A 26,478-nucleotide genomic window follows, 5' to 3' on the forward strand; every position below is an offset into this window, starting at 1 on the left:
AAAATACATGGTCTTCTGCATGCGGAAGAGGTCATTTTCTTGAAAATTCGGGAGCTTCCGCAGTTGGAAGCAGGCATATTTTTGGAGATTCGGGGTCTTCTGCATGCGGAAGAGGGCACTTTTTTTGAAAAACAGGGTCTTATCCTTGCGGAAGGATGCACATTTTTGCCCAAATGTGCCCTTCCAACTACAGCTTGATACGATTTTACATATATGTGGCCGACAAGAATTGTAAAAGCATAAAACTTATTTCTCGAACTCAGCTTTTAGCGTTAAGGCGGTATCCGAGTACAAATTCGTGAGTATTCAGTATTTTACTTTTCAGGAAATCATTAAAACTATAGCTATACCCAAGTCGGAATTTTTGTTTAAAGTCTACCCCCAACATGAGTGAATGGAAATCCTCGAAATCAAAATTCTGATAACCGGCCCAGAATGTTTTTTTGTATTCTGCAAAAATTCCAGGCATAAACACATAGTCTTTATCGGAATAGTCGACCATAAGATTTGGAATGAACGCAAAGTTCTGCGCATCAACAATTTTATAAGAAAAAACTCCGGTAAAAACCGCAGGAATATCAATCGACAAATTATCTTCACCGGAAATTTGTTCCTGAACAGTTACGCTTAATCCTGCGCTTAACCTTTCCGAATAAATAAAAACCCCCATGTTTCCATTAAATGTTTTGTAATGCTCATCCAAAGGGTTTTCAAATAATGGATCATTGGGATCAAGAGAAACATATTCAGACAAGGCATTCTTGTAAAATGTGGTACCGCCCGAAATTCCGAAACTTAAAATGGCAGCGTCAAAAACATTGAAGTCATAGGCATAATTTACTTTCACCAGATCAGCTGTTTCGAGACCGAGCTTTGTATGGTAAAAATCGAGCCCTATGGTTCCGGCTTTTTGTGAGATTTTATAATCGAACGAAGCAGTAAACAAATTATAGGATTCCTTCCCAAAGTCTCCGAAATCATAAGCCAGATGAGAAAAAGATCCATAAATCCAATCTGATGGAGTAGAAATTGCCGCCGGGTTTTGGAATGATAACCCCATCCAATAAGCCCCTTCCTGGGCGCTGCTTTTTTGATGAAGAGAAAGAAAAACGATTAAAAGGATAAGAATTGTTTTGGGGAATAAACCAGTGTTTTGAGTATTCATTTTGGATTAATATTACTATTTGAGGAGTAAATATATATTTTTTTGTTAATAATTATTCCGGTGAGGTTACAAAATCATTATACCCGACACCATACGCCCGGTATCCACCCCTTCGCGCCGTGCCGAATAATACTTTTCAGCTTCGGAAAACGAACACGCTCCGAGCACCTCGATATTTTGTGTCGGCACCCCGTTTTTTAACAACAACTGCCGGTTGGCTTCCCAAAGGTTAAAATGAAAGTTGCCTGTACCGTTTTTGTGCAGGGTGGTTTCAACATTGGGAATCGATTTTCGGGCGGCAGCAACCACCTCATCACCCACTTCGTAAATTTCGGGACTTATCGACGGGCCAATGGCAGCCACTATATTATCAGCAGAAGCTCCATAATTCGCTTTCATTTTCACAATCGCCTTTTCAACTATTCCACCAACGGTACCGCGCCACCCGGCATGAACGGCTGCAACAACTTTCGCTTCCGGGTCGAACAGCAACACCGGAACACAATCGGCCGTTTGTACACACAAACACAGCCCGGACTGGTTGGTAACCAAAGCATCGGTTTCCGCAATAACTGCATTCGGCACCTCCCGAATATCAGCTACGGAATTGCTGTGCGTTTGATCAGAGTAAACCATTTGCCCCACTTCCAGAGCCAGTGCCTCAGCCAGCTTTTCCTTATTTTCGGGCACATTGCTGTAGCGCACCCGTTCAACCGGCAAAGTTTTTTTGGTGGTGGTAAAAGCACAGATATTCGTAAACGGTTGAAATATATCGTAGCGGATCAAATTCCGGTTTCTATCCATTTTTTAATAAGCTGTTTAATTCCTCCTTATCAAGCAGGGTAACGGTTTTCTTCTCAATTTTTATCAGCCCTTCGTTTTGCATGTCGCCAAGTACACGTGCCAACGATGGCCGGGTAACTCCAAACATTTCGGCCAGTTGTTGTTGTGTATTTTTTAGCTCGAACGAATGATATAAATCGCCCGCCTGTTGAAGCAGAAAATGTGCAACCTTTTCTTTAATGGTTTTAAAACTCAGAAAATGAAGTTTTTGCGATAGAAACTGCGCCCGTGTTGAAATACTGTTCAAATAGTTACGCAACAAACGTGTATTCATTTGTAATAGTTTCAGGAACTCAACAACGGGAATTGCCAGCAACTCCGCCTTTTTATTGGCAGTTACCGTAACCGGAAATTTATTCTCTTTACCAAACAAAAAGGCAGCTGCCAGAGGGCGCGGCGCTTCAATGTCTTCTATTTTCACTGTTTTTCCCGAGTAGTCGATCATCTCCCCACGCACACTTCCGGAAAGTACAACAAACAGGTTGGTAACTTCCTCGCCTCCCTGCACCACAATTGCATCTTTTTCGAATTTGCGAACCTGGTAATGGATTTTTGAGAATAACGCCCTGCACTCCTCATCCGGAATACCATGAAACAACGGACTTTTAACAAGAACTGAATAATCTATCATTTTGTAACAATTGATACATTTTGCCTAACACCGGCGACCTACTTTTGTTGCGTAAACTTAGAGAAAAGAACAAGAAAAATGATACGAGAGATAATTAAAATTGACGACGATTTATGCAACGGATGCGGCAACTGCGTTCCGAACTGCCACGAAGGTGCTTTGCAAATTATTGACGGTAAAGCGCGGTTGATAAGCGAATTAATGTGCGACGGATTGGGAGCTTGTATTGGTCATTGCCCGGAAGGAGCGATTACCATTGAAAAGCGCGAAGCCGATGCTTACGATGAAATTGCAACCATTTCTCAGATGGTAAAACAAGGAAAAGCCACGATGTTTGCGCATTTAAAACATTTGCAGGATCATAACGAAACCGGCTATTTACAGCAGGCATTGGGTTTTATAAAAGCCAATCACGAGGCCATGCCTTTCGAGATCAGCGAAGTACACGAATTGTTGCACGGAGCCAGAGAAGAGCAGACTTCGGGTGGTGGTTGCGCTACCGGCGGATGTCCGGGCTCGGCACCAATGGCTTTTGATGCAGGTGGTTTAAAAATGGCCGCTCCGGCTGCAGAAGTACCATCGGAGCTTACCCAGTGGCCGGTGCAAATGCATTTGATTAACCCGGCAGCCAGCTATTTCCAGGGTGCCGATCTTTTGGTAGCTGCCGATTGCGCCGGTTTTGCGTACGGCAATTTCCATAACGACTTTATTAAAGGACGGAAAATGGTTATTGCCTGTCCAAAACTCGACCAGGGAACAGATATCTATGTGCAGAAACTGGTGAAACTTATTGACGAATCGAGAGTAAACACAATAACCGTTGTAATTATGGAGGTTCCATGTTGCGGAGGATTGTCGCAAATGGTGAAAATGGCCACTCAAATGGCATCGCGGAAGGTACCCGTGAAAGAAGTTGTGATAGGAATTAAGGGCGATGTATTAAGTGAAGAGTGGGTATAAGCTACTATAAAGATCCAATGAAGTTGTAATAAACCCAAAGCCCTAAACATTAAGGAAAAAGTAATAACAAACTAAAAAAATAGAAAAAATGAGCATGTTTTGTTTTCAATGTCAGGAAGCAGCCAAAGGAACCGGCTGTACAATTGCAGGAGTCTGCGGAAAAACCAGCGATGTAGCGAATTTACAAGACACTTTACTGTATGTTTTGAAAGGAATTTGCTGGTACAACGAGAAATTAAGAGCTGTGGGCGCCAACCCTAAAAAAGTGGACAAAATCGTTTTCGATGGTTTGTTCAGCACCATTACCAATGCCAATTTCGATGCGGCGGTATTCACCAAACGTATCATCAAAGCATTGCAGTTAAGAAACGAATTACACGTTTTAAGCAAAGAAGCAGGCGTAGCTTTACCTGCAGAACTTCCGGCCATTGCAACATGGACAGGAAATACCACCGAAGAATTTGAAGCCAAAGCCGAAGAAGTTGGTGTACTGAGTACCGAAAACGAGGATATCCGTTCGTTGCGCGAGTTGATTATTTACGGCGTAAAAGGATTGGCAGCTTATGCTGAACACGCCTACAACCTGGGAAGCCAAAAAGATGAGATTTTTGCGTTTATGCAACGTGCACTGGTAGCCACTACCGAAGATTTAAGTATTGACGAGTTGGTGGCACTAACATTGGAAACCGGAAAATTCGGTGTTGACGTAATGGCATTACTGGATGCTGCCAACACTGGTTCTTACGGAAATCCGGAAGCTACAAAAGTAAATATTGGGGTACGTAATAATCCGGCAATCCTGATTTCAGGTCACGATATGAAAGACATGGAAGAATTACTGAAACAGACCGAAGGAACCGGCGTTGATGTGTATACCCACAGCGAAATGTTGCCGGCTCATTACTATCCTGCTTTCAAAAAATACGACCACCTGGTGGGTAACTACGGAAATGCGTGGTGGAAACAAAATACCGAATTCGAAAGTTTTAACGGCCCAATTCTGTTTACAACCAACTGTATTGTTCCGCCAAAAGAATCGGCAACTTACACCGACCGTATTTATACTACCGGCGCATCAGGACTTGAGGGAGCCATTCACATTCCGGATCGTGAAAATGGTAAAATGAAAGATTTCAGCGCCATTATCGAGCACGCGAAAAAATGTGCAGCACCGCAGGAAATTGAAACCGGCGAAATCGTTGGTGGATTTGCACACGCACAGGTTTTTGCTTTGGCCGACAAAATTGTTGATGCCGTAAAATCGGGTGCCATTAAAAAATTCTTTGTAATGGCCGGTTGCGACGGACGAATGAAAAGCCGCGACTACTACACAGAATTTGCTGAGCAATTACCACAAGATACCGTAATTCTTACCGCAGGTTGTGCAAAATACCGCTACAACAAACTGCCTTTGGGCGACATCGGTGGTATTCCACGCGTAATTGATGCCGGACAATGTAACGACTCGTATTCGCTGGCAGTTATTGCTTTAAAACTGAAAGAGGTATTTGAGCTGAACGATATTAACGAACTGCCAATTGCCTACAACATTGCCTGGTACGAGCAAAAAGCAGTAATCGTATTGCTAGCATTGCTAAGCTTAGGCGTAAAAAATATTCACTTAGGGCCAACACTTCCGGCATTCCTTTCGCCAAACGTAGCCAATGTATTGGTTGAAAACTTTGGAATCGGGGGTATTACCGAAGTGGAAAAAGACCTTGAAATGTTTATGTCAGCATAGTAGAAGTTGAAGAGAGAGAGGGAAAAACCTTAAATTGAGGGACAATTTAGTTGAAGGTTTTACAATGGTACCTGCTACGGCGGGTGCCATTTTTATTTACCCAAAACTTTTTCGTTTAGCGGCATGGTAAACCAAAAAACAGAACCTTTGTCCAACGAACTTTCCACCCAAATCTTACCGTTATGCCTTTCAATAAACTCTTTGCAAAGCATCAAACCCAGTCCGCTGCCTTTTTCGCCTTTGGTTCCCGGCCTTGTTTCCTGTTTTTCTGCCTTAAATAAATACTTCATTTTATCGGGCTCCATTCCTACACCTTCATCACGAATTCCCATCGTAATAAAACGATCATCTGATTCACCATTTACAATATAAACCGAACTGCCGGTATTGCTGAATTTTACGGCATTGGTAAGCAAGTTTCTAAAGATGAGCAAAAGCATATTATAGTCGGCATACACCTCTATTGATTTATTCTGAATCCGGTTTTCAATTGCAACTCCTTTTTTCTTGGCTACTGCCTCAATTTCGAAAAGGACCACAGCAATAAAATCAGCGAGTAGAATTGATTTTGGGGAAAACTCGATGACTCCCCGCTGCGACCTCGACCAGTTCAACAGGTTCTCGAGCAAAGTAAAGGCACCGTCTCCGGCTGTTTTCAGGTTTTCGAGAATCTGCTCCATCATTTGCTTGTCGAATTTTTGGTACCCCTCGATTAACACATCGGTGTAGCCAAGAATGACGTTAAACGGGTTCCGAAGATCGTGGGCAATAACCGAAAACAATTTATCCTTGGTGGCATTTATTTCGGCAAGTTCATTGGTTCGTTCCGCCACAGCCCTTTCAAGTTTGTGTTTTTGCTGCTCGAGCGATTTGATGCGCATGTGGTTAACCAGCCAGTAAATACTAACAAAAGTTATAAGCAGAATTAACATAAACCACCAACTTTTCCACCACGGAGGCACAATTGTAATCTTTAGCGCAATTCCTTCTTCGTTCCAGATGCCATCGCCGTTGGCACCTTTTACCCGCAAAGTATAGGTTCCGGGATCGAGGTTGGTGTAAGTTGCCTGGTTCCGCGTTCCACAATAAATCCAATCACTATGGAAACGCTCGAGCATGTAGGCATGTTGATTTTTTGCGGGTCTGGTATAATCCAAAACACTAAAATGAAACGTTAATACCGATTGTTTTTCAGGAATCTTAATCTCTTCAACCTCTGAGATCACTCTTTGAAGCGGCGATCCGGGTTCGTTCGGATGAACCACTTTATTAAAAATCTCCAGCTCTGTCAATTTTACAACCGGCACATGATCATTCTTTTTCATCTTTCCGGGATTGATTACGCTAAAGCCATTTATTCCTCCAAAATACAAATTGCCAGCCGAATCGATCAGCTTACTTCGTGGCCTGAATTCATTGCTCTGAAGACCGTCTTCGCTGTAATAACAATCAAATTCATCTTGCTTATTATTGTAACGACACAAGCCTTCCGACGTTGACAGCCACAGCACTCCGCTGGTATCTTTTAAAATAGCATTTATCGTATTGTTGGGCAAACCATTATTTACTGTAAAAATGCGGGCATCTTCGGTTTTCGGGTTAAAATGATATAAACCCGACAAGCTTCCCACCCACACCGAAGTTGGGCTTTCAACCAAAATATCATAAACATGAGCAGTACTCAGCGCCTGCATTTGTTGATTAACCGGCAAACCGGCAAACGTATTGTTTTCGGGGAAGTACCTTACCAAACCCGAGTTGGTTCCAATAAAAAAGGATTCATCGTCAGCCCGGCAAATTACGTTTACATTATTCGACGGCAAATCGCTGTTTTCGATATTAAAAATCTCCCATTCATTTTCTTTAGGGAAATACCTTGCAAGCCCCGAACTAAATGTGGCAATTAACAAGTCGGAATGGTTGCCCCGGCAAAGGTGAAACAGGTTATTGTCGGGAATTGATGAATTGGAAGTATTAATCGAAGAAAACACCTCTCGGTGCACATCGTAACGCACCAGCCCCGATCCCCAGGATGCTAACCAGTAATGGCCAGCCTCATCGTCTAATATCGACAACAGATAATCGTTGGGCAGGTCGGAATTTGCAGTATTCAGGCTGGTAAAAAAGCCGGTCTTTTTATTCATCAGATTCACTCCGCCCCCATCTGTAGTCAATGCAATTGTACTGTCGTTAAGCTCAAAAAAAGCACTAACCATATTGTTGGTATTGCTTTGGTTTCCTCCTTTAAACCTACTGTACGACACAATAGCCTCCCCATTTTCAGGAGCTATCTGTATTCCGTTAGCATAAGTTCCTATCCACAAATTGTTACCGCTATCGATAAAAAGACTTTCGCCCGAATACGTTTTGGCAACCAGCGGGTCGGATTTGGCCGACAGATAATGTTTAAAGTGTTGCCTGTTTTTGTTAAGACAATAAATACCATCGTTCTCGGCTCCCATCCAGATATTATTGTTCTTATCAACAACAAGGCTTAACAGGCGGTTTGCTGAAATTGAGCCCGGATTATTGGGATTGTGCCTGAAGTTTTTTAGCCTATTCTCTCCATTATTGTTCTGCACCACCGCAAAAAGCCCCTTCGTGTAAGTGGCAGCCCAAATTATCCCCAACTGATCTTCGATAATTTCGTCAATTCTTACAGCCGAATAATCTTCGCCATCAATACCTTTTACTACCCGCTCAATTTCTTTTGTTTCAGTGTTTAATACTGCAAGTCCGTTACCCGAACCAAACCAAAGCCGTCCGTCGGAGGCAAGAAACACATCGTCAATAACAGAAACACCTAAATTAGTTATATGCTCAACGGTATTTTTCTGTGGATTGAAATAGAAGATCCCGTTGGAACTGGCAATGTAAACCGAGCCACCTTCGTCCACTTGAATGGCTCGTGCCTGAATGGGAAGATTGTATAAACAGGAAGTTGAATCGTATTTAAAACTGTGCAATTTATCCCGTGTCGGATCATAAAAACTTAAGCCCGAATTTGCTCCCACGTACAAATTGTTATCATCGTCGATGCTCAGAGATAGAATCAGATTATCAGGCATGGCATTTTCTTCCATTTCCTTTTCATCTTGTCGGTAAGTTTTAAAATGGTAACCATCAAAACGATTAAGGCCCTTTCGGGTGCCTATCCACATAAATCCTTTGTGATCCTGGGCAATACTTGTAACCGATGATGACGACAAGCCTTCATTGGTTCCGAAATGATTTACTGGAAGAAATTCGGGTTGTGCAAATACCCGATTGGTCTGAATCGAAAAGATCAGAAGAATAGCGAGAACACCTATATATCCTTGTTTTACAATCATTATATAACTCACAAAATCAATTTTGAGCCACTACTTTTACTTTTACAAGGACGTATATAATATTTGAGAAAGAATTCACGACCTATTATGTCTCAGGGATTTCGAGAAACCAAACTTATGAAATATATTTCTACCAACAATGTATTTTATCAACTTATTTATCGTAAAAAACAGCAAAATGTTAGTTTTTAGCAACAGAAAGCTCCTGTATAGCGACCTTCAAGAAGCGTAAAATTCTTTACACGCCTTTTTGCTATTGCCTCAATTTGGAATTCTGGCTTAACCAGGTATGGGGTTTTGGGCAATTTTTTTTTTAGGGAGTTAACCAAAGATGGTCGCCAAAAGAAAATAGTAACTGCAATTTACCATTCAGGGATGTATAAAAAAAGGACCGTGAATGCACCGTCCTTTTCTATATAATTGAATTACTTTCTTAAGCTTTTCCTGCCGAACCCAAAACGTTCTCGTTTTTGTGTTTGTACAATTCTTTTAATGAATCGCGGGCAGGTCCTAAGTATTTACGTGGATCGAATTCTGCCGGATTTTCATTCATTGTTTTGCGGATAGCTGCAGTCATTGCCAAACGACCGTCAGAGTCGATGTTAATTTTACATACCGCAGATGCAGCCGCTTTACGCAATTGCTCTTCAGGAATACCAACAGCAGCTTTTAAATCGCCACCGTTTGCATTAATAATTTCCACCTGATCCATTGGAACAGAAGAAGAACCGTGAAGCACGATTGGGAAACCAGGAATACGTTTTTCAATTTCTTCCAGAATTTCGAATTTCAATGGAGGAGGAACCAAAACGCCGTCTTCGTTTTTAGTACACTGCTCAGGAGTAAATTTGTGTGCTCCGTGAGAAGTACCAATTGAAATCGCCAGCGAGTCAACACCTGTACGTTTTACAAAATCCTCAACCTCTTCTGGTCTTGTGTAAGTTGACTCTTCAGCAACTACATCGTCTTCAACACCTGCTAAAACACCCAGTTCGCCTTCAACAGTTACGCCGTGTGCGTGTGCGTATTCAACCACTTTTTTAGTTAAAGCAATGTTTTCTTCGTACGAATGGTGCGAACCATCGATCATTACTGAAGAGAAACCGTTATCGATACAATCTTTACACAATTCAAAAGTATCGCCATGATCGAGGTGAAGAACGATTGGAATTTCGCAACCCAGTTCTTTTACATACTCAACAGCACCACGCGCCATGTTACGCAACAAAGTAGCGTTGGCATATTTACGTGCACCCGATGATACCTGAAGAATTACAGGCGATTTTGTTTCAACACAAGCCTGAAGAATTGCCTGCATTTGCTCAAGGTTATTAAAGTTGTAGGCCGGAATAGCATATCCGCCTTCAACTGCTTTTGCGAACATTTCTTTTGTGTTCGTTAAGCCTAAGTCTTTGTAACTTACTGCCATTTTATTCGAATTAATCTTTGGTTTTTAATTTTTTGCGCCGTGAAAGTAATTAAAAAACAGTGATTGAAGAGGTTTCGCTAACTACCCGAAGCCACATTTAACGTTAAATCAAATAAAGTTACAGCGTTAATTTTCAGATAATTTTGTCCGGTTTTCACGATCATTAACAAGGAAAAATTGTTTAACCTAAACTCAAATCGTAATTTTGTGTTCTTATTCTATTTTGATATAAAAGTAAAACGATTTAATTATGGGAAAAATAGCCGAAAACGTTAAACCGGGAGTTGTTACCGGTGCCGACGTACAATTTATTTTCGAAGAAGCCAAAGCTAAACAATTTGCCATGCCGGCAGTAAACGTTGTTGGTTCTTCATCAGTTAATGCAATTATGGAAGCTGCCAAACAGGTAAACGCTCCTGTTATGATTCAGTTTTCGAACGGTGGTGCTGTTTTTAACGCCGGTAAAGGGTTAAAACTTGAAGGCCAGGAAGCAGCTGTTTTAGGAGCTGTTGCCGGTGCAAAACACATTCACACTTTAGCTGAAGCTTACGGTGTACGTGTAATCCTTCACACCGACCACGCAGCAAAAAAATTGTTGCCTTGGATTGACGGTTTGTTGGATGCCAGCGAAAAACACTTCGCCGAAACAGGTAAGCCATTGTTCAGCTCGCACATGCTCGACCTCAGTGAAGAGCCAATTGAAGAGAACATCGAAATCAGCAAAAAATACCTGGAGCGCATGTCGAAAATGGGTATGACTCTGGAAATTGAGCTGGGTATTACCGGTGGTGAAGAAGATGGTGTTGACAACAGCGATGTTGATGCATCGAAATTATATACACAACCGGAAGAAGTTTGCTATGCTTACGAAGAGTTGAGCAAAGTATCGCCGAACTTCACCATTGCGGCATCGTTTGGTAACGTGCACGGTGTGTACAAACCAGGTAACGTTAAACTTACTCCGAAAATTCTGGATAACTCACAGAAATACATCCAGGAGAAATTGGGAACTGAGGAAAAACCAGTAAACTTTGTATTCCATGGTGGATCAGGTTCATCACACGAAGAAATTCGCGAAGCTATTTCGTATGGTGTGGTTAAAATGAACATCGATACTGATACTCAGTGGGCATACTGGGATGGCGTTCGTGCTTTTGAAGCAGCAAACCGCGATTACCTGCAAGGACAAATTGGTAACCCTGAAGGTGACGAAAAACCAAACAAAAAATTCTACGATCCACGTGTTTGGTTACGCAAAGCAGAAGAATCAATGATTGCCCGTTTGAAACAGGCTTTTGAAGATTTGAATGCTATCGACGTTCAGTAAGAACAATTTTCGATATAAATAGTAAAAACCGTTTCTCGTTTGGGGAACGGTTTTTTTTCTGAAAGTCCCCATCATTAAATGTGTATTGCCGTTTGAGTTTCGTCCGGGAGAACCATCTGGCTTCGATCTGCTTTCTTCGCCGGACGATTTCGCTTTGGTCATTGCTTCCCGGCGCTACGCACCGGGTTACTCACATTAGACGCTTCCAGCGTCATAAAAACTTGCAATTACGACATTGCAGATCAATAAGCTCGTCTTAACTTTGTATTTCAGTTCAACATCCCGAAGGGATAAAATCTGACTAACCTCGGGTGAAACCCGGGGTTGATGTGAGGTAATTTAAAGGCGCAATCAGTAAGCTGTTCAACGCACAATCGTTATGTGCGCCTTGTAATCTGGCCATTTTTATGAAATGCTGTTAACAGACTTTACTTTCATTCCTGTTGGTGATACACGGGAATCATGAATGTTTTATTCCAGCAACTGCGTGTAATGCTCGTAGCGGCTAAAAATCTGTTTCACATAACTCACGGGTTCTATTCCGCGTACATAACCATATTTTATAAACGGTTTATTGTAATTCTCGGGGTAGCTTAGTTTTAACATCGACTCCTCAACACATTCGTCCCAGCGGTAACTGTCAATTCCTTCCTCTTCGGCCAGTGTTCGGGCATCAAGCACATGGCTGTAACCACAGTTATAGGCGGCCATCGTAAATTTTATGCGCTGCACCGAGTCAGGAATATCAATAAAACGGTCCCACAAAACCTGTAACACTTTGGTGGCACCTTCAAGGTTATCTTCCGGATCGGTTCTGTCCTCTACGCCATAACGTTCAGCAGTTTGCGGCATCATTTGCATCAATCCCTTTGCTCCGGCCCACGATTCAGACACGGGATTAAACCTGGATTCCTGGTATATCATCGATGCCATTAACCGCCAGTCCCAGCCTATTGTGTCGGCATAAGATTGTATTAAATCGTCGTATTCACTTATCCGGTTATGATTTATACTGTAGAAAACACTGTTTTCGCGCATCCTGAACGAACGTTCGTTTTTAAAGTACTTGTTATAAATAACGTAGTAGGTTGCCCCGTTTTTCATCGAATCGATCCAACTGTTCAGCTCTGTCAGCAACTCTTCCGAGTTAGGCCGAAGCGCCCAGGCCATACGTTGCGAAAAACTAACGGGCACACGAATATCAAGATTGGGGTAATACGATGCATTAATACTGGCAATATTATTATCGGCAAAAGTGTACTTAATTTCGCCGTTCGATACCATTTCAATAATTTTATCGGTCGATAAGTCGCCGGGCAGCGTATCAACATAAATTTTACCACCCATCTCGTCCATCAGGTTTTCTACCCGGTTTAAATACGACGAGTTGGCGCGCACCGAAACCGTATCGCCTATCAGCTCAATGGCATCGTGTATCAACGAATTTTGCACAGCGCTCCATTTCATTTTTCGCCAGTTATCGGGCTTTTTTTGCACCAGCACCTGGTGCGTAAGGTACAAATAGTCGGAAAACTGCACTAATTCCTTACGTTTCCCGGTAATGGTTAATCCGTGCGCAATAAGGTCTATTTTTCCGCTCATCAGCATTTCGTACATGGTATCAAAATCGTTCGACACCTCCAGTTTGTAATCAACCCCAATGTGTTCGGCGAAACGCTTCAACAGCTCATACTCGTAGCCCATGGGTTGCCCCCGGTACAAAAAATAACTGGTACTGCTGTAAGTGGTTACAACATTCAACACCCCATCGTCTAAAATTTCGGGCAAATCGCGATTAATAGCTGAGCGCAACGCTTTCTTTTTGTCTTTAGGTTTTTTGTTTGAGGAGCATGCAGTCACTATAAAAAGCAAGACGATGCAAATAATACCAAAATAATGTTTTACCATACATTTTACGGTTTATAATCTCTGATCGTACGCCGGCAAGGTATAAAAAGAATTAGAAATATGAAATTTATCAGTTTTTTCGCCGGATGTTATTTACCTTACTACTACAAGTTTCAAAAGCAGTTATATAACATAAAGAAATAAATTAAATTTTGTCCACAAGCCTTTAAATGCTTAAGGTATATAGTTGATTTAATTATATTTGTACAGCTGTGCATGCCTATGAAAATTCGAACAAACCATATAATACTGAGCGTACTCTTTGCTTGTATCATTGGGGTACCAACTGTTTTTGGGAAGGAAACACCTAAAATTGATTCGCTAAAAGCCGCTGTTAATACAGAAACAGACGCAGAGAAGATTGTCGATATTTACATTCATCTGTCCAGTTTATACGAAAATATCAATCCCGACAGTTCTATTTCATATGCGGAAAAAGCACTGGAGCTTTCGCAAAAAATAAACTACAAATACGGCGAAGGAACAGCACTTTTTCTAATCAGCTACGTGTACGATCAAACAGGCGACTGGCTTCCTGCCATTTCCAACCTCGAACAAGCCATTACGATATTTACCGAGACTAAAGATTCGCTTTCATTAATTGCGTGCTACCTCAACCTTGGCGTACTACATTCTTATGGTAAAGATCAGGTACAGGCACTCAATTACATGATTAAAGCAAAAAATATTTGCGAAGAGGCAAACAAAACTTATGGCCTTTCCGTAGTCTATTCCAACATCGCCTCGTATTATGAATACCTTAGAGAATACCGGAGCAGTTTTCGTTATTACGAAAAAGCATTTGAGGTTGACACATTAACAGGAAATATAGACAACCAGTGTTTCAACCACATCGCACTGGCATACAACCTGCTAAAACTAAAACAAAACGAAGAAGCACTTTTACAATTAAATGAAGCACTAAAACTGTTACCACAAATTAACAATAACCAGGGCGAGATTCTGGTAACCCTTGGATTTATAGCTTACTACATTGAAGTAGGAGAATTACATACAGCAAAAGAATACATCGACCGGGTAATTGAGCTGAATTCAAAAAACAGACCGAATAAATTCACTGTTGACATCTATAATTTTCTTGGCCGTTATTATCTTAAGAAACAAGAATTTAAAAATGCTATTCGCCTTTACAACAAAGCCATTAACTTAAGTATTGAGCAGGAAAAGTACGATTACCTTTCAGATTACTACAACGAATTGAGCGAAGCTCATGCGGGATTACAGCAATACCAGCAAGCTTATGAAATGCAGACCAAAGCCCGGGAAGCTTATGAAATGCTAAAGCCCGACGAAATAATACAGGCTTTAAGTAATTTTGAAGCCGACGAAGCCAGCAAGGCCGAAAGAAATAAAATCCTGCTCGAACAGCAGTTGACTTCAGCAAAAAACGAAAGCGAAGAATTTAAATTCCGGGCAAAAGCAGGCCTTGCTATCACTGCGTTGGTAATTGTTATGGTGGCTCTCATTTTCTTTCTCATTCTCCGAAAAAAACACCTCAACGAGCTAAAAGTTAACTACAACACCATTAACCGACAAAAACTATTGCTCGAAGACAACCTGGTGAAGCTTGCCGAAGACGAACAAAACCTTAAAAAGCTGAACGCTACAAAAGATAAATTCTTTTCGATTATTGCCCACGATTTAAAAAATCCATTTAACGTGCTGATTGGGATTTCCGATTTGCTGCGCAATGAAAAGGAAGCCAGAAACTCGGACGATTTTGATGTGTTAATAAATGGTATGTATCATGCTGCCACCAGCGGTTACGAACTGTTGGAAAACCTGTTGGAATGGTCGCGTACACAAACCGGCACCATAAAATTCGAGCCACAGCCGTTCTTTATCCATAAAGTGTTTGAAATCAACAAAGACCTTAATCTCGAGGTAGCCAAAACCAAAGGCATAACCATCAGCATTTCGGAAATAAAAGCCATGGTTTATGCCGATTTCGATATGGTAAACTTTATTGTTCGCAACCTGCTGAACAACGCCATAAAATTTTCGAATAATAACGGCAAAATTGAACTGCTTGCCAAAAGAGATGACAAAATGCTCATTGTTACGGTAAAAGACAACGGCATTGGAATGAGCCCGGAATTGATAGAAAACCTGTTTAAAATTGAAAAATCGGTGCAACGCGAAGGCACCGCCAACGAAAAAGGAACAGGATTAGGTTTAATTCTTTGCCAGGAGTTTGTTAAAATAAATGGCGGCAATATCTGGGTTAACAGTGAAATAGGCCAGGGAAGCAGCTTCCATTTCAGCCTTCCGCTTTCGTTGTCATAATTGCTGCTAAGCAACGAAACGTGTTACAGGATAGGTTTCGTAATCAGCCGAATTACCGGATTTCTTTGCATATTTGTACCATACCAGTACCTACCAGTAAAATTTAAACAGGAAGCAACAAATATTTTACTGAGAGCGTATGTGTTTTTACTAAAAATACGTCAAATGAATTAAGAACTTAATTGAAATTCCGTTGCAATGAAACACAAGAACAGACTTCAATTCAGAAATCAAGCGACCACTGTTTCCTTTACGTATCCATCACTAAAAACAAACAATTTTAATCATATGAAGCACTTATTTTCTTTCCTCCTTATTTCAGTATTTTTTTCGGCTTGTGTTGAAACAAGCAGCGAAACCCGGAGTGTACAAACGCTTGAAAAAGACTGGAAATTTATTAATCAGGAAGTTGCCGATGCTCAGCTGCCACAAACCGATGCAACCAACTGGGAAACCGTTGAAATTCCGCACGATTGGGCCATAAAAGGCCCTTTCGATAAGGAAATTGATGCCCAGAAAGTGTTGGTTACTCAGGACATGGAAAAAGAAGCCCGCCTGCGTACCGGACGAACCGGCGCACTGCCACACATTGGAATTGGCTGGTACCGAAAAACATTCGAACTGCCGGATTTTGGCCCCGGGAAAAAAGCACTGCTTGTTTTCGATGGAGCCATGAGCAACGCCGAGGTATATGTAAACGGAGAAAAAGTGGGTAATCGCCCCTACGGCTACAGCTATTTTTATTTCGATATCAGCGATTATGTAAATCCCGGCGAAGAAAACCTCCTGGCTGTTCGTCTCGAAAATAAAGAATCATCATCGCGCTGGTACCCCGGCGCAGGAATTTACCGCAAAGTGCAGCTTATTGTAAAAAACGAGGTAAATTTTAACCAATGGGGAACATTTATTACAACGCCATTTGTATCGGAAGAAGAAGCGCAGGTAAACATTAAAGCCGAAGTTAACGGTAGCAACGTGAAGGTGGTTACCGAAATAAAAGATGCCGAAGGAAACGTAGTGGCAACCAACGCCACCGATGAATTATTTGGCACAAAAACAGAGCAAAATATTGCCATTCCGAACCCAAAACTCTGGGATACCGAATCGCCCTATTTATATACGGCAAGTATGAAACTGTATGAAGGCAACACGCTAAAAGACGAACAGAATATTCGTTTTGGAGTACGCAGTGTAGTTTACGAACGTGGCAAAGGTTTGGTACTAAACGGCAAAGTTACCAAGTTTAAAGGGGTGTGTTTGCACCACGATTTGGGGCCGCTTGGAGCCGCTGTAAACAAAACAGCATTAAAACGCCAGCTCACCATTTTAAAAGATATGGGCTGTAATGCCATTCGTTCGTCGCACAATATGCCATCGATGGAACAACTTGAACTTTGCGACGAAATGGGATTCCTTTTCCTAGCCGAAAGTTTCGACGAATGGGCCAAGCCAAAAGTTGAAAATGGCTACAACCTTTATTTTAACGATTGGGCTGAAAAAGACGTGGTTAACCTGGTTCGGGCAACACGCAACCATCCGTGTATTGTTATGTGGAGCTCGGGCAACGAAGTTCCCGATCAGTGGGGTAACGAGGGCGTAAAACTGGCCAAATGGCTGCAGGATATTTTTCATCGCGAAGATGGAACGCGCCCGGTTACCGTTGGAATGGACCAGGTAGGCAACACGCTGAAAAACGGCTTTGGCGCTATTATGGATATTCCGGGCCTCAATTACCGCCTGCACCTGTACGACGAGGCCTACGAGCGCTTTCCCCAGGGATTTATTTTGGGCTCCGAAACTGCATCAACCGTAAGTTCACGAGGAATATACAAGTTCCCGGTTGAAGAATACAAACAAAAAACCTACGACGATTTTCAAAGCTCTTCCTATGATCTGGAAGCCTGCAACTGGTCGAACATTCCGGATGAAGATTTCTACTGGCAAGACGAGTTTGACTGGGTAATCGGCGAATTCGTTTGGACCGGTTTTGATTACCTCGGAGAGCCAACTCCCTACAACGAAGCGTGGCCATCGCGCAGTTCGTATTTTGGCATTTGCGATTTGGCAGGTTTACCAAAAGACCGCTACTACCTGTACCGCAGTCGCTGGAATACTGAAGATGAAACCCTGCACATTCTTCCGCACTGGAACTGGGAAGGCCGCGAAGGAGAAGTTACACCTGTTTTTGTGTACACCAATTATAACAGTGCCGAGTTATTTGTAAATGGCAAAAGCCAGGGTATTCAGAAAAAAAGCAAAGAAACCTTGCTGAACCGGAACCGCCTGATGTGGATGGATGTAAAATACGAACCGGGAACGGTAAAAGTAGTTGCTTTCGATGACGAAGGAAATGCTGTAGCCGAACAAGAGATACACACTGCCGGAGCTCCTCACCACCTGCAATTAACTGCCGACCGCGATGAGATTTCGGCCGATGGAAACGACCTTAGCTACATCACCGTTTCAGTGGTTGACAAAGACGGCAACCTTTGCCCTAATGCTTCTAACCAGCTGAACTTTAAAGTTAGTGGTGCCGGAAAATACAAAGCCGTTTGTAATGGCGATGCCACTTCGCTCGAATTGTTCCACCTGAATACAATGAAAGCCTTTAGCGGTAAGTTGGTAGTAACGGTTCAATCGATTGAGGAGGCCGGAGAAATGCAACTGGAAGTAAGTGGCGAAGGACTTGAACCTGCTACCATTTCGATTCAAACAAAACAGATTTAATACAACTAACTTAATGATGAAAAAATTAATCATACCAACTATTTTAAGCTTGCTGCTACTGGCTTGCCAGACTAAAACCAAAACGACAGAGACACTGCCAGCCCGGCCAAATATTATTTACATTTTGGCCGACGACTTGGGTTATGGCGACCTGAGTTGTTACGCGCAAACACATTTTGCAACGCCCAATATCGACAAACTGGCTGAAACCGGCATGCGCTTTACGCAGCACTATTCGGGATCAACGGTTTGTGCACCATCGCGCTCAGCATTAATGACCGGGCAACACACCGGCAACACACCGATAAGAGGCAATAAAGAATGGAAACCCGAAGGTCAATATCCGATGGCTGCCAGTGCAGTAACCATTGCCGAAGCCTTAAAAGAAGCCGGTTACACCACCGGTGCCTTTGGCAAATGGGGCCTGGGCTACCCGGGATCGGAGGGCGATCCGAACAGGCAGGGATTTGATGAGTTTTACGGTTTCAACTGCCAGCGAATGGGGCACAATTACTACCCTTATCATCTTTGGCACAACCAGGAAAAAGTTGTTCTCGATGGGAACTCCGGGAAAAAAACAGAGTCTTACGCACCGGAACTCATTCATAAAGAAGCACTTCGTTTTATCGAAAACAACAAAAACCAACCATTCTTCATGTATTATCCATCGATAATACCACATGCCGAGTTGTTCGCCCCGGAAGAATACATTGCAAAATACCGCGGCAAACTGGAGCCCGAAAAAGCCTACAAAGGAGTTGATGATGGGCCAAACTATAAACAGGGTGGTTACGGTTCGCAACCCGAAACACATGCGGCGTTTGCAGCCATGGTAGATTACCTTGATATGCAGGTTGGCGAGATCGTTACCAAACTGAAAGAACTGGGGATTTACGAAAACACGCTCATCATTTTCACTTCCGACAACGGACCGCACCAGGAAGGTGGCGCCGATCCCGACTTCTTCGGTTCGAACGGCCCGTTTAAAGGTTACAAGCGCGACTTGTACGAAGGTGGCATTCGCGTACCTATGATTGCCGTTTGGGATGATAAAATTACTGCCGGCACTACATCCAACCACATTTCGGCTTTCTGGGACATATTTCCTACGGTAGCTGAAATTACCGGAATTTCCACTCCCGATTCAATCGACGGAATTTCGTTTTTACCCACATTGCTTGGCGAAGAACAAACAATTCAGCACGATTATTTGTACTGGGAGTTCCATGAATTGGGAGGCAGGCAAGCCATACGAAAAGGTGACTGGAAACTGGTGCGCTACAACGTTTTTACACCCGAAAAAACGACTACCGAACTCTACAACCTGGCCACCGATGTAGGCGAAGAGAACAATGTTGCTTCCGATCATCCTGAACTGGTTGAGGAACTAAGTGCGCTGATCGAAAAATCACATACCAAATCTGATCTTTTCAAATTCGGAAATGAACAATAACCAGAAGATTATGAGCAACAAAATCTCCTATCTGCTACTAATTACGATTACCTTGTTTTCATGTGGGCAAAAAAAACAGGAGGTTTCAAAACCCAATGTTCTTTTTATTCTGGTTGACGATTATGGCTACACCGATTGCAGCGTAATGGGCAGTAAGTATTATGAAACGCCCAACATCGACCGTATTGCCCGCGAAGGGATGCTGTTCACCGATGGCTATGCCACCTGCCAGGTTTGCAGCCCCTCGCGAGCCAGTATTCTCTCCGGAAAATTCCCGGCACGGCATGGCATTACCGACTGGATTGGAGCAAAAACCGGCGAAGATTGGAGCAATACAGGCCGGGCCACAAAACTGCTCCCTCCGGACTATGTCGACCATCTTCAGCACAGTTATACCACACTGCCCGAAGCCATGAAGGAGGCTGGTTACAAAACTTTTTTTGCCGGCAAGTGGCATTTGGGCGAAAAAGGATCGTGGCCCGAAGATCACGGTTTTGACATCAACAAAGGCGGTTGGGATGTTGGAAGCCCCATTGGCGGTTATTACGCTCCCTGGGAAAATCCAAATCTGCCGAGTGGCCCCGATGGTGAGAACCTCACGATGCGTCTGGCAAAAGAAACAGTAAACTTTATTCAACACCATAAAGACACTGCCTTTTTTGCTTACCTGTCGTTTTATGCAGTGCACGGCCCAATCCAAACCACACAGGAGAAATGGGCAAAATACCGCGATAAAGCTGAAACGATGGGTATTGCCGAAACCGGGTTTGAAATGGGCCATTTTCTGCCCATTCGCCAACACCAGGATAATCCCGTTTACGCCGGACTGGTAGAAAGCACCGACGATGCTGTTGGTTATGTTTTGAATGCCTTAGACAAATTAGGCCTTGCTGAAAACACGATTATCTGCTTTACCGGCGATAACGGAGGTGTGGCTGCAGGCGATGCATTTGCCACCTCGAACAAACCGCTGCGTGGCGGAAAAGGCTACCAATACGAAGGTGGAATTCGCGAACCTTTCTTTATAAAAGTTCCAGAACTGGGAAACGGACAAAGGTGCAACACTCCGGTTACAGGAACCGATTTCTACCCAACAATTCTGGAACTTTGCGGTGCCGATTTAAAACCTGAAGAACACACTGACGGGGTAAGTCTTGTTCCGCTTTTAAAGGGCGAATCGCTTGCCGAACGCCCCTTAATCTGGCATTACCCACATTATGGAAACCAGGGTGGCCAACCCTCATCAATAATACGTTTGGCCGATTGGAAGCTCATTCATTATTACGAAGATGGCCGGGAAGCTTTATACAATCTGAAAACCGATTTAAGCGAAACAAATGACCTGGCGGCTGAAAATCCGGAGAAAGTGAAAGAAATGAGCCAACAACTTTTTAAAATGCTGGAAGAAATGGGCGCACGTTTTCCAACACAAGATCCAACATGGACAGTAGAGCGCGAAAAAGCGCACCGGCAAAACATTATCGACAAAAAATGGCCGACACTGGAAAAAGAACGACTTTGGATGCTTTCAGAGGATTTTGATCCGGGAAATGATTGGTGGGGAAGTAAAATCACTATTGATTAAGTAAAATATAGTCATATTTCATATCTTTTACGTCATAATAAAACAGAACATTCTTTTAATGTATAATAAACAGCATTTAATTTAAACCACATAACCATGGAAAGAAGAAATTTTATTCGTAACGCAGCAGCGGGCACACTGGCTTTCAGTAGTATTTCAGGTATTGCAGCTGCTTCAGTTTCCGATTCAAAAGTGTCGAACTCAGCCAAGTTTAAGTTGAAATACGCTCCGGGGCTTGGAACCTTCCGCGAGCATGTTGGAGAAGATCCGATTGAAAACCTGAAGTTTATTGCCGACCAGGGTTTCACTGCATTTTTTGATAACGGACTGATGTGGAAACCAGCCGATATGCAGGAAAAAATTGGTAACGAAGCAGCACGGCTTGGGCTCGATATTGGCCCGTTTATCGTGTATGCCGATCATGGCGCCAAATATGGTGTTACCGACGATCCGGAAGTAACTAAAATGTTGGTTGGAAAAACCGAAGAAGCACTTAATGTACAAAAAAGAACAGGTGCAAAAACAGGATTGATAACATTCGGTATTTACGACGAAAAAATGGATTGGGATTATCAAACCATTAACGTAATCAACCATATGCGCGCTTGTTGTGATGTTGCCGGAAAAAGCGGGCTGGATTTGGTAATGGAACCACTAAACCATCAGGTGGATCACCCCAAATTATTCCTTACAAAAATGCCTCAGGCAAAAATGATATGTGTAGCTGTTAATCACCCGAGTTGTAAAATTGTTGACGACCTTTACCATCAGCAAATTACCGAAGGAAACCTGATTATGAACATGGATATTTGCTGGGATTATATTGGAGCATTTCATGTTGGCGACAACCCCGGACGTAAAGAACCCGGAACCGGAGAAATTAACTTTGTCAATATCTTCAAACATATGTACGACAAAGGTTACAACGGTACCATTTGCGCCGAGCATGGCAAAAGTATTCGCGGAAAAGAAGGCGAAATTGCCTTTATTGAAGCTTACCGGAAAGCTGATTCTTTTGATGTTTAAAGTAAAATTTTCAGATAACAGAAAAAGGTGGTTGTTAGCAAACCACCTTTTTTCATATATATTTAGTCTTAGAGGAGGGTGAGCAGTTTACGGCAACAAAACACTACCGAAGAACCACCGAATATTGTTTATTAATTGTTACAGAGCACTTCTCTAAACGTTTGCAAAGATCGTTTGCCGTTCGATAAACACAGCTTCAAATCGTAAAAATTAAGCTCCATATTGTAAAAAGCATCTGTATCGACCTATATTTTATACTTTTATATTATAATTTAATGCGCTAATGATTCAAACTATTGCTCTATTAACACCCATTTACATTACCGTATTCTGGGGCATAATATTTTTAACACAAAAGAAATCGTATAACGCTCCACGATGGACACTTGGCCTGTTTTTAATTTTTGCCAGCTTTTTATACATTTCACATGCCCTGTTTTTTTCGAAAGAGTATCACCTTTATGCTTTTTTCGAAAGTATCTATCTATACACCGGCCTGTCGCTATACCCGCTTTTTTACACTTACATTTTAAAACTTACAGGCCTGCGCTACAAAACACCGCGGCATTTCCTTCACTTTATACCCGGCATTTTTTTTGGGATAGTTTCACTACTGTTAACGCTTATACTATTGCCCGAACAACGTATATATTACGTTGAGCACATTCTTATCAAAACAAACCTGAAAGCCATAAACATTAACACTTTACCCGGAATAAAAGGATACATTTTTCTGCTAAGCCGAATTGTTTTTATTCTTCAAACTATAGGCTATTTGGTGCTGATAATTCGTATCACCAACAAAAACGACCAAACCATTAACCACTATTTTTCGAACACCGAAGGAAAAAAAATGAACTGGGTACGCCATCTGAGCATTCTTGCCTTTGTTGTATCGATAGCAGCTGTTGTTTTTGCCTTAATGGGCAGAAGTTATTTTATGGATAACAACCTTTCCCTTCTCATTCCTTCAGTTTTTTTTTCCACCACATTTTTTCTGATCGGGTACAAAGGAAATATGCAGCGCGAAATCTTTGAACAGCTTAATGAACACGAAGAAAGAGACGGGGATAAGGAGATTCCCGCACCTTCTGAAAATGATTTAAAAACACGCCTTTTAAAACTATTCGAACACGACAAAATATACCAGGTTAACGACCTCAGGATAAGCACCGTTTGCGAGTCGCTGCATACCAACCGCACCTACATCTCGAAGTTAATTAACGATGAATTTGAAATGAATTTTAACGAATTTGTAAACAAATACAGGGTGGAAGAAGCCAAACAACTACTGCTTTGCAGCGAAAACAACAAATTTACAATGGAGTATATAGCCCAGCAAGCCGGCTTTGGTTCTGTTGCATCATTTTCGCGGGTGTTTAAAGAAATTGAAGGAACAACTCCGGGGAAATATCGCGAAAAACATGCGTTTAAAATGGCTTAAAATATGCCGGAATCTCTGCCTCTGTTTAGTCGTAACAAAGGGCTTCAGTTCTGAAGAAATTCGTTTGTCGGGATCTTCGCATTAAGCAACTATTCGTACCGGAGTGCCTCAACCGGATTTCGGCTAGCGGCCCGGAACGATTGAAGGCTTACTGTAAACAAGGCGATTCCCAAAGCCAGAATCCCGGCCAAGACAAATATCCACCAGCTTAATGGAGTTTTGTAGGCAAAATTTTCGAGCCATTTATCCATGGCAAACCACGCCGCCGGACAGGCAATTACAAAGGCCAGCGCCACCCATTTCATGTAATCTTTATTCAGCAGCGTAATAATCTCGGAAACGCGCGCACCGTTTACTTTCCGCACACCAATTTCTTTGGTACGGTTTTGCGTAATAATAAGTGCCAAACCAAACAATCCCATCGAGCAAATAAACAAGGCAATAAGCGTAAAAACCGATAGTAAACGCGCTTGCAGCAATTCTGTTTTGTACACGCGTTTATATAGCGCATCAACATGTTCGTATTGAAAAGGATATTCGGGAAACAGCTCATTCCACACCTTTCTCATATCGGCCAGCGCTTCATCTTTCATGCCGGCTTTAACCGACACTACAAAGTTTAAAAGCCACAGTTTATCGCGTTTAAAAAGCACCAGCGGCTCTACCTGTTTTCGCAAACTCGACAAATGAAAGTCTTCAACCACACCAATAATCTTCCCTTTCGGAATGGTAATTCCCGATCCCGGAGATGAAAAGATGAGTTTGAAATCTTTGCCAACGATATCCTCCGGATTGGAATAACGCAGGCGTTTCATAGCGGCTTTATTAATTATGTATTCGCCTGAGCCTTCGTTGTCCTTATTGTTTTCCGAGAAATTGGTTCCGGCCAGAAACTGCAGATTAAATATCGATGGAAACGAATAATCGCAGGGAAAAACACCAATACTTTCAAAATTCCGGTCGGGATCTTCCGTTTCGTAATCTTCCATTTCAAACGGAAACATATCGTTTGCTTCGCCACCGGGAGGTTCCAACATGGCAGAAACCGACTCGATACTGTTGTATTGAAGTAATTCCGCTTTAAGCACAGCAAACTTCTGCTGAATGCTGGCGTGAACCGATTCAAAACAAATAACATTGTTTTGCTGAACGCCCATACTGTTTTTTAACGCGTAGTTGGTTTGCCGCGAAATAACAATTACGGTAATGATTAAAGCAATGGAAAAAGCGTATTGAAAAACGATTAAAACACGGCTGACACCATTTCGGTGAACCGCCACCGCCGAACCTCTGTTCCCACCCAGACGAATGGATGAGAAAACGGATTTCAGAACCGGAAGCATTCCAAGCACCAGCGTTAATAAACTGAATGCCAACACCAGCAGAAAGATTGTTGTGGAATTGCCGGCCAGCAAATTCAGTTGATAAAAACGAACAATCGCCGCATTTACCGGCACCGACAGCAAAACGGTAAAAAACAAGGCTGCCGCAAGAATACAAATCCCCTCGAAAAAGAAATACTTAACCACAGCACTTTTTGATGAGCCAAGCAGCTTGTTTATAAACAGGTATTTTGCGCTAAAACCGCTCATTCCGATATTCAAGTTGGCGTAATTACTAATTGAAATAAGCAGTAAAATAAAAGCGGCAATGGCCAGCACATAAACATTTCGGATGTTGCTGTTTTCCTCAATCTCGCGGAGTTTATGCGAGTTTAAATGAATATCGGAAATCTTTTGCAGATGCACTTCGGTATCCATTTCCTCCGGGTTGGTCTCGTTATTGTTTTTCAGGTAATCGAATATTCCTGCTTTAACATTTTCAACCGTAGTATTTTCAGCTAAAACCAGGTATGTCCAGGCCCAGCCGTTGGTAAACTGATCGGCCAGCGGAGTAGCCACAAAATCGGAATGAAAGTGACTGTTTGCCGGAAAGTCTTTCATTACCCCTGCAATGGTAAAATCCTGATCCTCGCCGTAATATTGCCCGGATGGCAAAGTCAGCACCTCTCCCACCGGATTCTTATCTCCAAATACTTTTTGAGCAAAACTTTGAGTGATAACCATTGAGGCCGGATTTTCAAGCACCGTTTCTTTATTGCCCATCAACATTTCAGCATCAAAAACATTAAAAAAAGTGCTGTCGCATTCGAAAGCCTGCGCCACTTTGTAGTACCGCTGATCGTATTTTATTAAACCGCCGCGCACCGGACGCAAGCGAACAAATTCTTCCAACTCCGGCAGCGCATCGCTCATTTCGTGAATGTAGCCGGGATTGACAATGCGGGCAAAATGTTTTCCGCTAAAAAAATCGGGATCGGTGCTTGTATAGCGATAAGTCCGGGCCGATTTTTGATGATATGAATCGTAGGTCAGTTCATTCTTCAGAAACAAGGCAATAAATAGTATCCCGGTTAAGGCCAGACCAAGCCCGATTACTTTTACCAGGTTTAAAAACGGATGCTTTTGCAGGTTTCTTAATACGACTTTCAGTACCATTTGTGCTTTATTAAGCTGTCATTTCGAGTGAAACATGAACGAGAAATCTGTTACTTATTTGCTTTGCTGCTACAGATTTCTCACTGCATTCGAAATGACATT

At 42.4% G+C, this 26,478-nt stretch carries 16 protein-coding genes; 9 read left to right on the forward strand and 7 right to left on the reverse strand.

Features of this window, described 5'->3' with window-relative positions; translation table 11 throughout:
* Window positions 1–259: 259 nt before the first annotated feature.
* The 3 genes from BMW53_RS02955 to BMW53_RS02965 form a co-directional block, all read right to left on the reverse strand.
* Window positions 260–1,165, reverse strand: a complete 906-nt coding sequence (locus tag BMW53_RS02955; protein WP_038557131.1) for a PorP/SprF family type IX secretion system membrane protein — start codon at window positions 1,163–1,165, stop codon at window positions 260–262.
* A gap of 66 nt (window positions 1,166–1,231) precedes the next feature.
* On the reverse strand, window positions 1,232–1,969 hold the full coding sequence (gene pgeF, locus BMW53_RS02960) for a peptidoglycan editing factor PgeF (protein ID WP_038557133.1): 738 nt from the start codon (window positions 1,967–1,969) through the stop codon (window positions 1,232–1,234).
* Window positions 1,962–2,639 carry a Crp/Fnr family transcriptional regulator gene (locus tag BMW53_RS02965; RefSeq protein ID WP_038557134.1) on the reverse strand — a complete coding sequence of 226 codons (678 nt, stop codon included), beginning with the start codon at window positions 2,637–2,639 and terminating at the stop codon, window positions 1,962–1,964. Before BMW53_RS02965 ends, pgeF begins: the two co-directional genes overlap by 8 nt.
* A gap of 78 nt (window positions 2,640–2,717) precedes the next feature.
* Between BMW53_RS02965 and BMW53_RS02970 the strand changes: the two genes are divergently transcribed.
* Together BMW53_RS02970 and hcp are read left to right on the forward strand one after the other, a co-directional pair.
* Window positions 2,718–3,599 (forward strand): ATP-binding protein, encoded by an 882-nt coding sequence (locus tag BMW53_RS02970; RefSeq protein WP_038557136.1) that lies wholly within the window; start codon window positions 2,718–2,720, stop codon window positions 3,597–3,599.
* 88 nt (window positions 3,600–3,687) lie between these two features.
* Window positions 3,688–5,340, forward strand: a complete 1,653-nt coding sequence (hcp, locus tag BMW53_RS02975; protein WP_038557144.1) for a hydroxylamine reductase — start codon at window positions 3,688–3,690, stop codon at window positions 5,338–5,340.
* A 92-nt stretch (window positions 5,341–5,432) separates the two neighbouring features.
* On the opposite strand, the gene BMW53_RS02980 is transcribed toward hcp, so the two are convergent.
* Both BMW53_RS02980 and BMW53_RS02985 read right to left on the reverse strand, forming a co-directional pair.
* The gene (locus BMW53_RS02980) at window positions 5,433–8,684 is read right to left on the reverse strand and encodes a ligand-binding sensor domain-containing protein (protein WP_139178010.1); all 3,252 of its coding nucleotides are present in this window, start codon (window positions 8,682–8,684) and stop codon (window positions 5,433–5,435) included.
* Between the two features lie 421 nt (window positions 8,685–9,105).
* Window positions 9,106–10,101: a class II fructose-bisphosphate aldolase gene (locus BMW53_RS02985; protein ID WP_038557148.1), complete on the reverse strand. Its 996-nt coding sequence runs from the start codon at window positions 10,099–10,101 to the stop codon at window positions 9,106–9,108.
* A gap of 250 nt (window positions 10,102–10,351) precedes the next feature.
* On the opposite strand from BMW53_RS02985, the gene fbaA reads away from it, so the two are divergent.
* On the forward strand, window positions 10,352–11,428 hold the full coding sequence (fbaA, locus tag BMW53_RS02990; protein WP_038557151.1) for a class II fructose-bisphosphate aldolase: 1,077 nt from the start codon (window positions 10,352–10,354) through the stop codon (window positions 11,426–11,428).
* Between the two features lie 471 nt (window positions 11,429–11,899).
* Here the strand turns inward: fbaA and BMW53_RS02995 are convergent, their stop codons facing one another.
* Entirely contained in the window at window positions 11,900–13,336 is a 1,437-nt protein-coding gene (locus tag BMW53_RS02995; protein ID WP_038557154.1) for an MltF family protein, read from the reverse strand.
* Between the two features lie 222 nt (window positions 13,337–13,558).
* Here BMW53_RS02995 and BMW53_RS03000 point away from each other — a divergent pair, with 222 nt between their 5' ends.
* The 6 genes from BMW53_RS03000 (at window position 13,559) to BMW53_RS03025 (ending at window position 23,878) form a co-directional block, all read left to right on the forward strand.
* Window positions 13,559–15,643: a tetratricopeptide repeat-containing sensor histidine kinase gene (locus tag BMW53_RS03000; RefSeq protein WP_038557156.1), complete on the forward strand. Its 2,085-nt coding sequence runs from the start codon at window positions 13,559–13,561 to the stop codon at window positions 15,641–15,643.
* Between the two features lie 288 nt (window positions 15,644–15,931).
* Window positions 15,932–18,370, forward strand: coding sequence for a beta-galactosidase GalB (gene galB / locus BMW53_RS03005; RefSeq protein ID WP_038557158.1), 2,439 nt, complete (start codon window positions 15,932–15,934; stop codon window positions 18,368–18,370).
* A 13-nt stretch (window positions 18,371–18,383) separates the two neighbouring features.
* A complete protein-coding gene (locus tag BMW53_RS03010) occupies window positions 18,384–19,823 on the forward strand; it encodes an arylsulfatase (protein ID WP_245749008.1) in 1,440 nt (479 codons plus the stop codon).
* Window positions 19,824–19,833: 10 nt separating this feature from the next.
* Window positions 19,834–21,408 carry a sulfatase gene (locus tag BMW53_RS03015; RefSeq protein WP_051568153.1) on the forward strand — a complete coding sequence of 525 codons (1,575 nt, stop codon included), beginning with the start codon at window positions 19,834–19,836 and terminating at the stop codon, window positions 21,406–21,408.
* Window positions 21,409–21,504: 96 nt separating this feature from the next.
* The gene (locus BMW53_RS03020) at window positions 21,505–22,434 is read left to right on the forward strand and encodes a hydroxypyruvate isomerase family protein (protein WP_038557164.1); all 930 of its coding nucleotides are present in this window, start codon (window positions 21,505–21,507) and stop codon (window positions 22,432–22,434) included.
* A 283-nt stretch (window positions 22,435–22,717) separates the two neighbouring features.
* A complete protein-coding gene (locus BMW53_RS03025; RefSeq protein WP_038557167.1) occupies window positions 22,718–23,878 on the forward strand; it encodes a helix-turn-helix domain-containing protein in 1,161 nt (386 codons plus the stop codon).
* Between the two features lie 89 nt (window positions 23,879–23,967).
* Here the strand turns inward: BMW53_RS03025 and BMW53_RS03030 are convergent, their stop codons facing one another.
* Window positions 23,968–26,376, reverse strand: a complete 2,409-nt coding sequence (locus BMW53_RS03030; protein ID WP_038557169.1) for an ABC transporter permease — start codon at window positions 26,374–26,376, stop codon at window positions 23,968–23,970.
* Between the last annotated feature and the right edge of the window lie 102 nt (window positions 26,377–26,478).

It is taken from the genome of Draconibacterium orientale (assembly GCF_900111425.1).
GTDB classification, from domain to species: domain Bacteria; phylum Bacteroidota; class Bacteroidia; order Bacteroidales; family Prolixibacteraceae; genus Draconibacterium; species Draconibacterium orientale.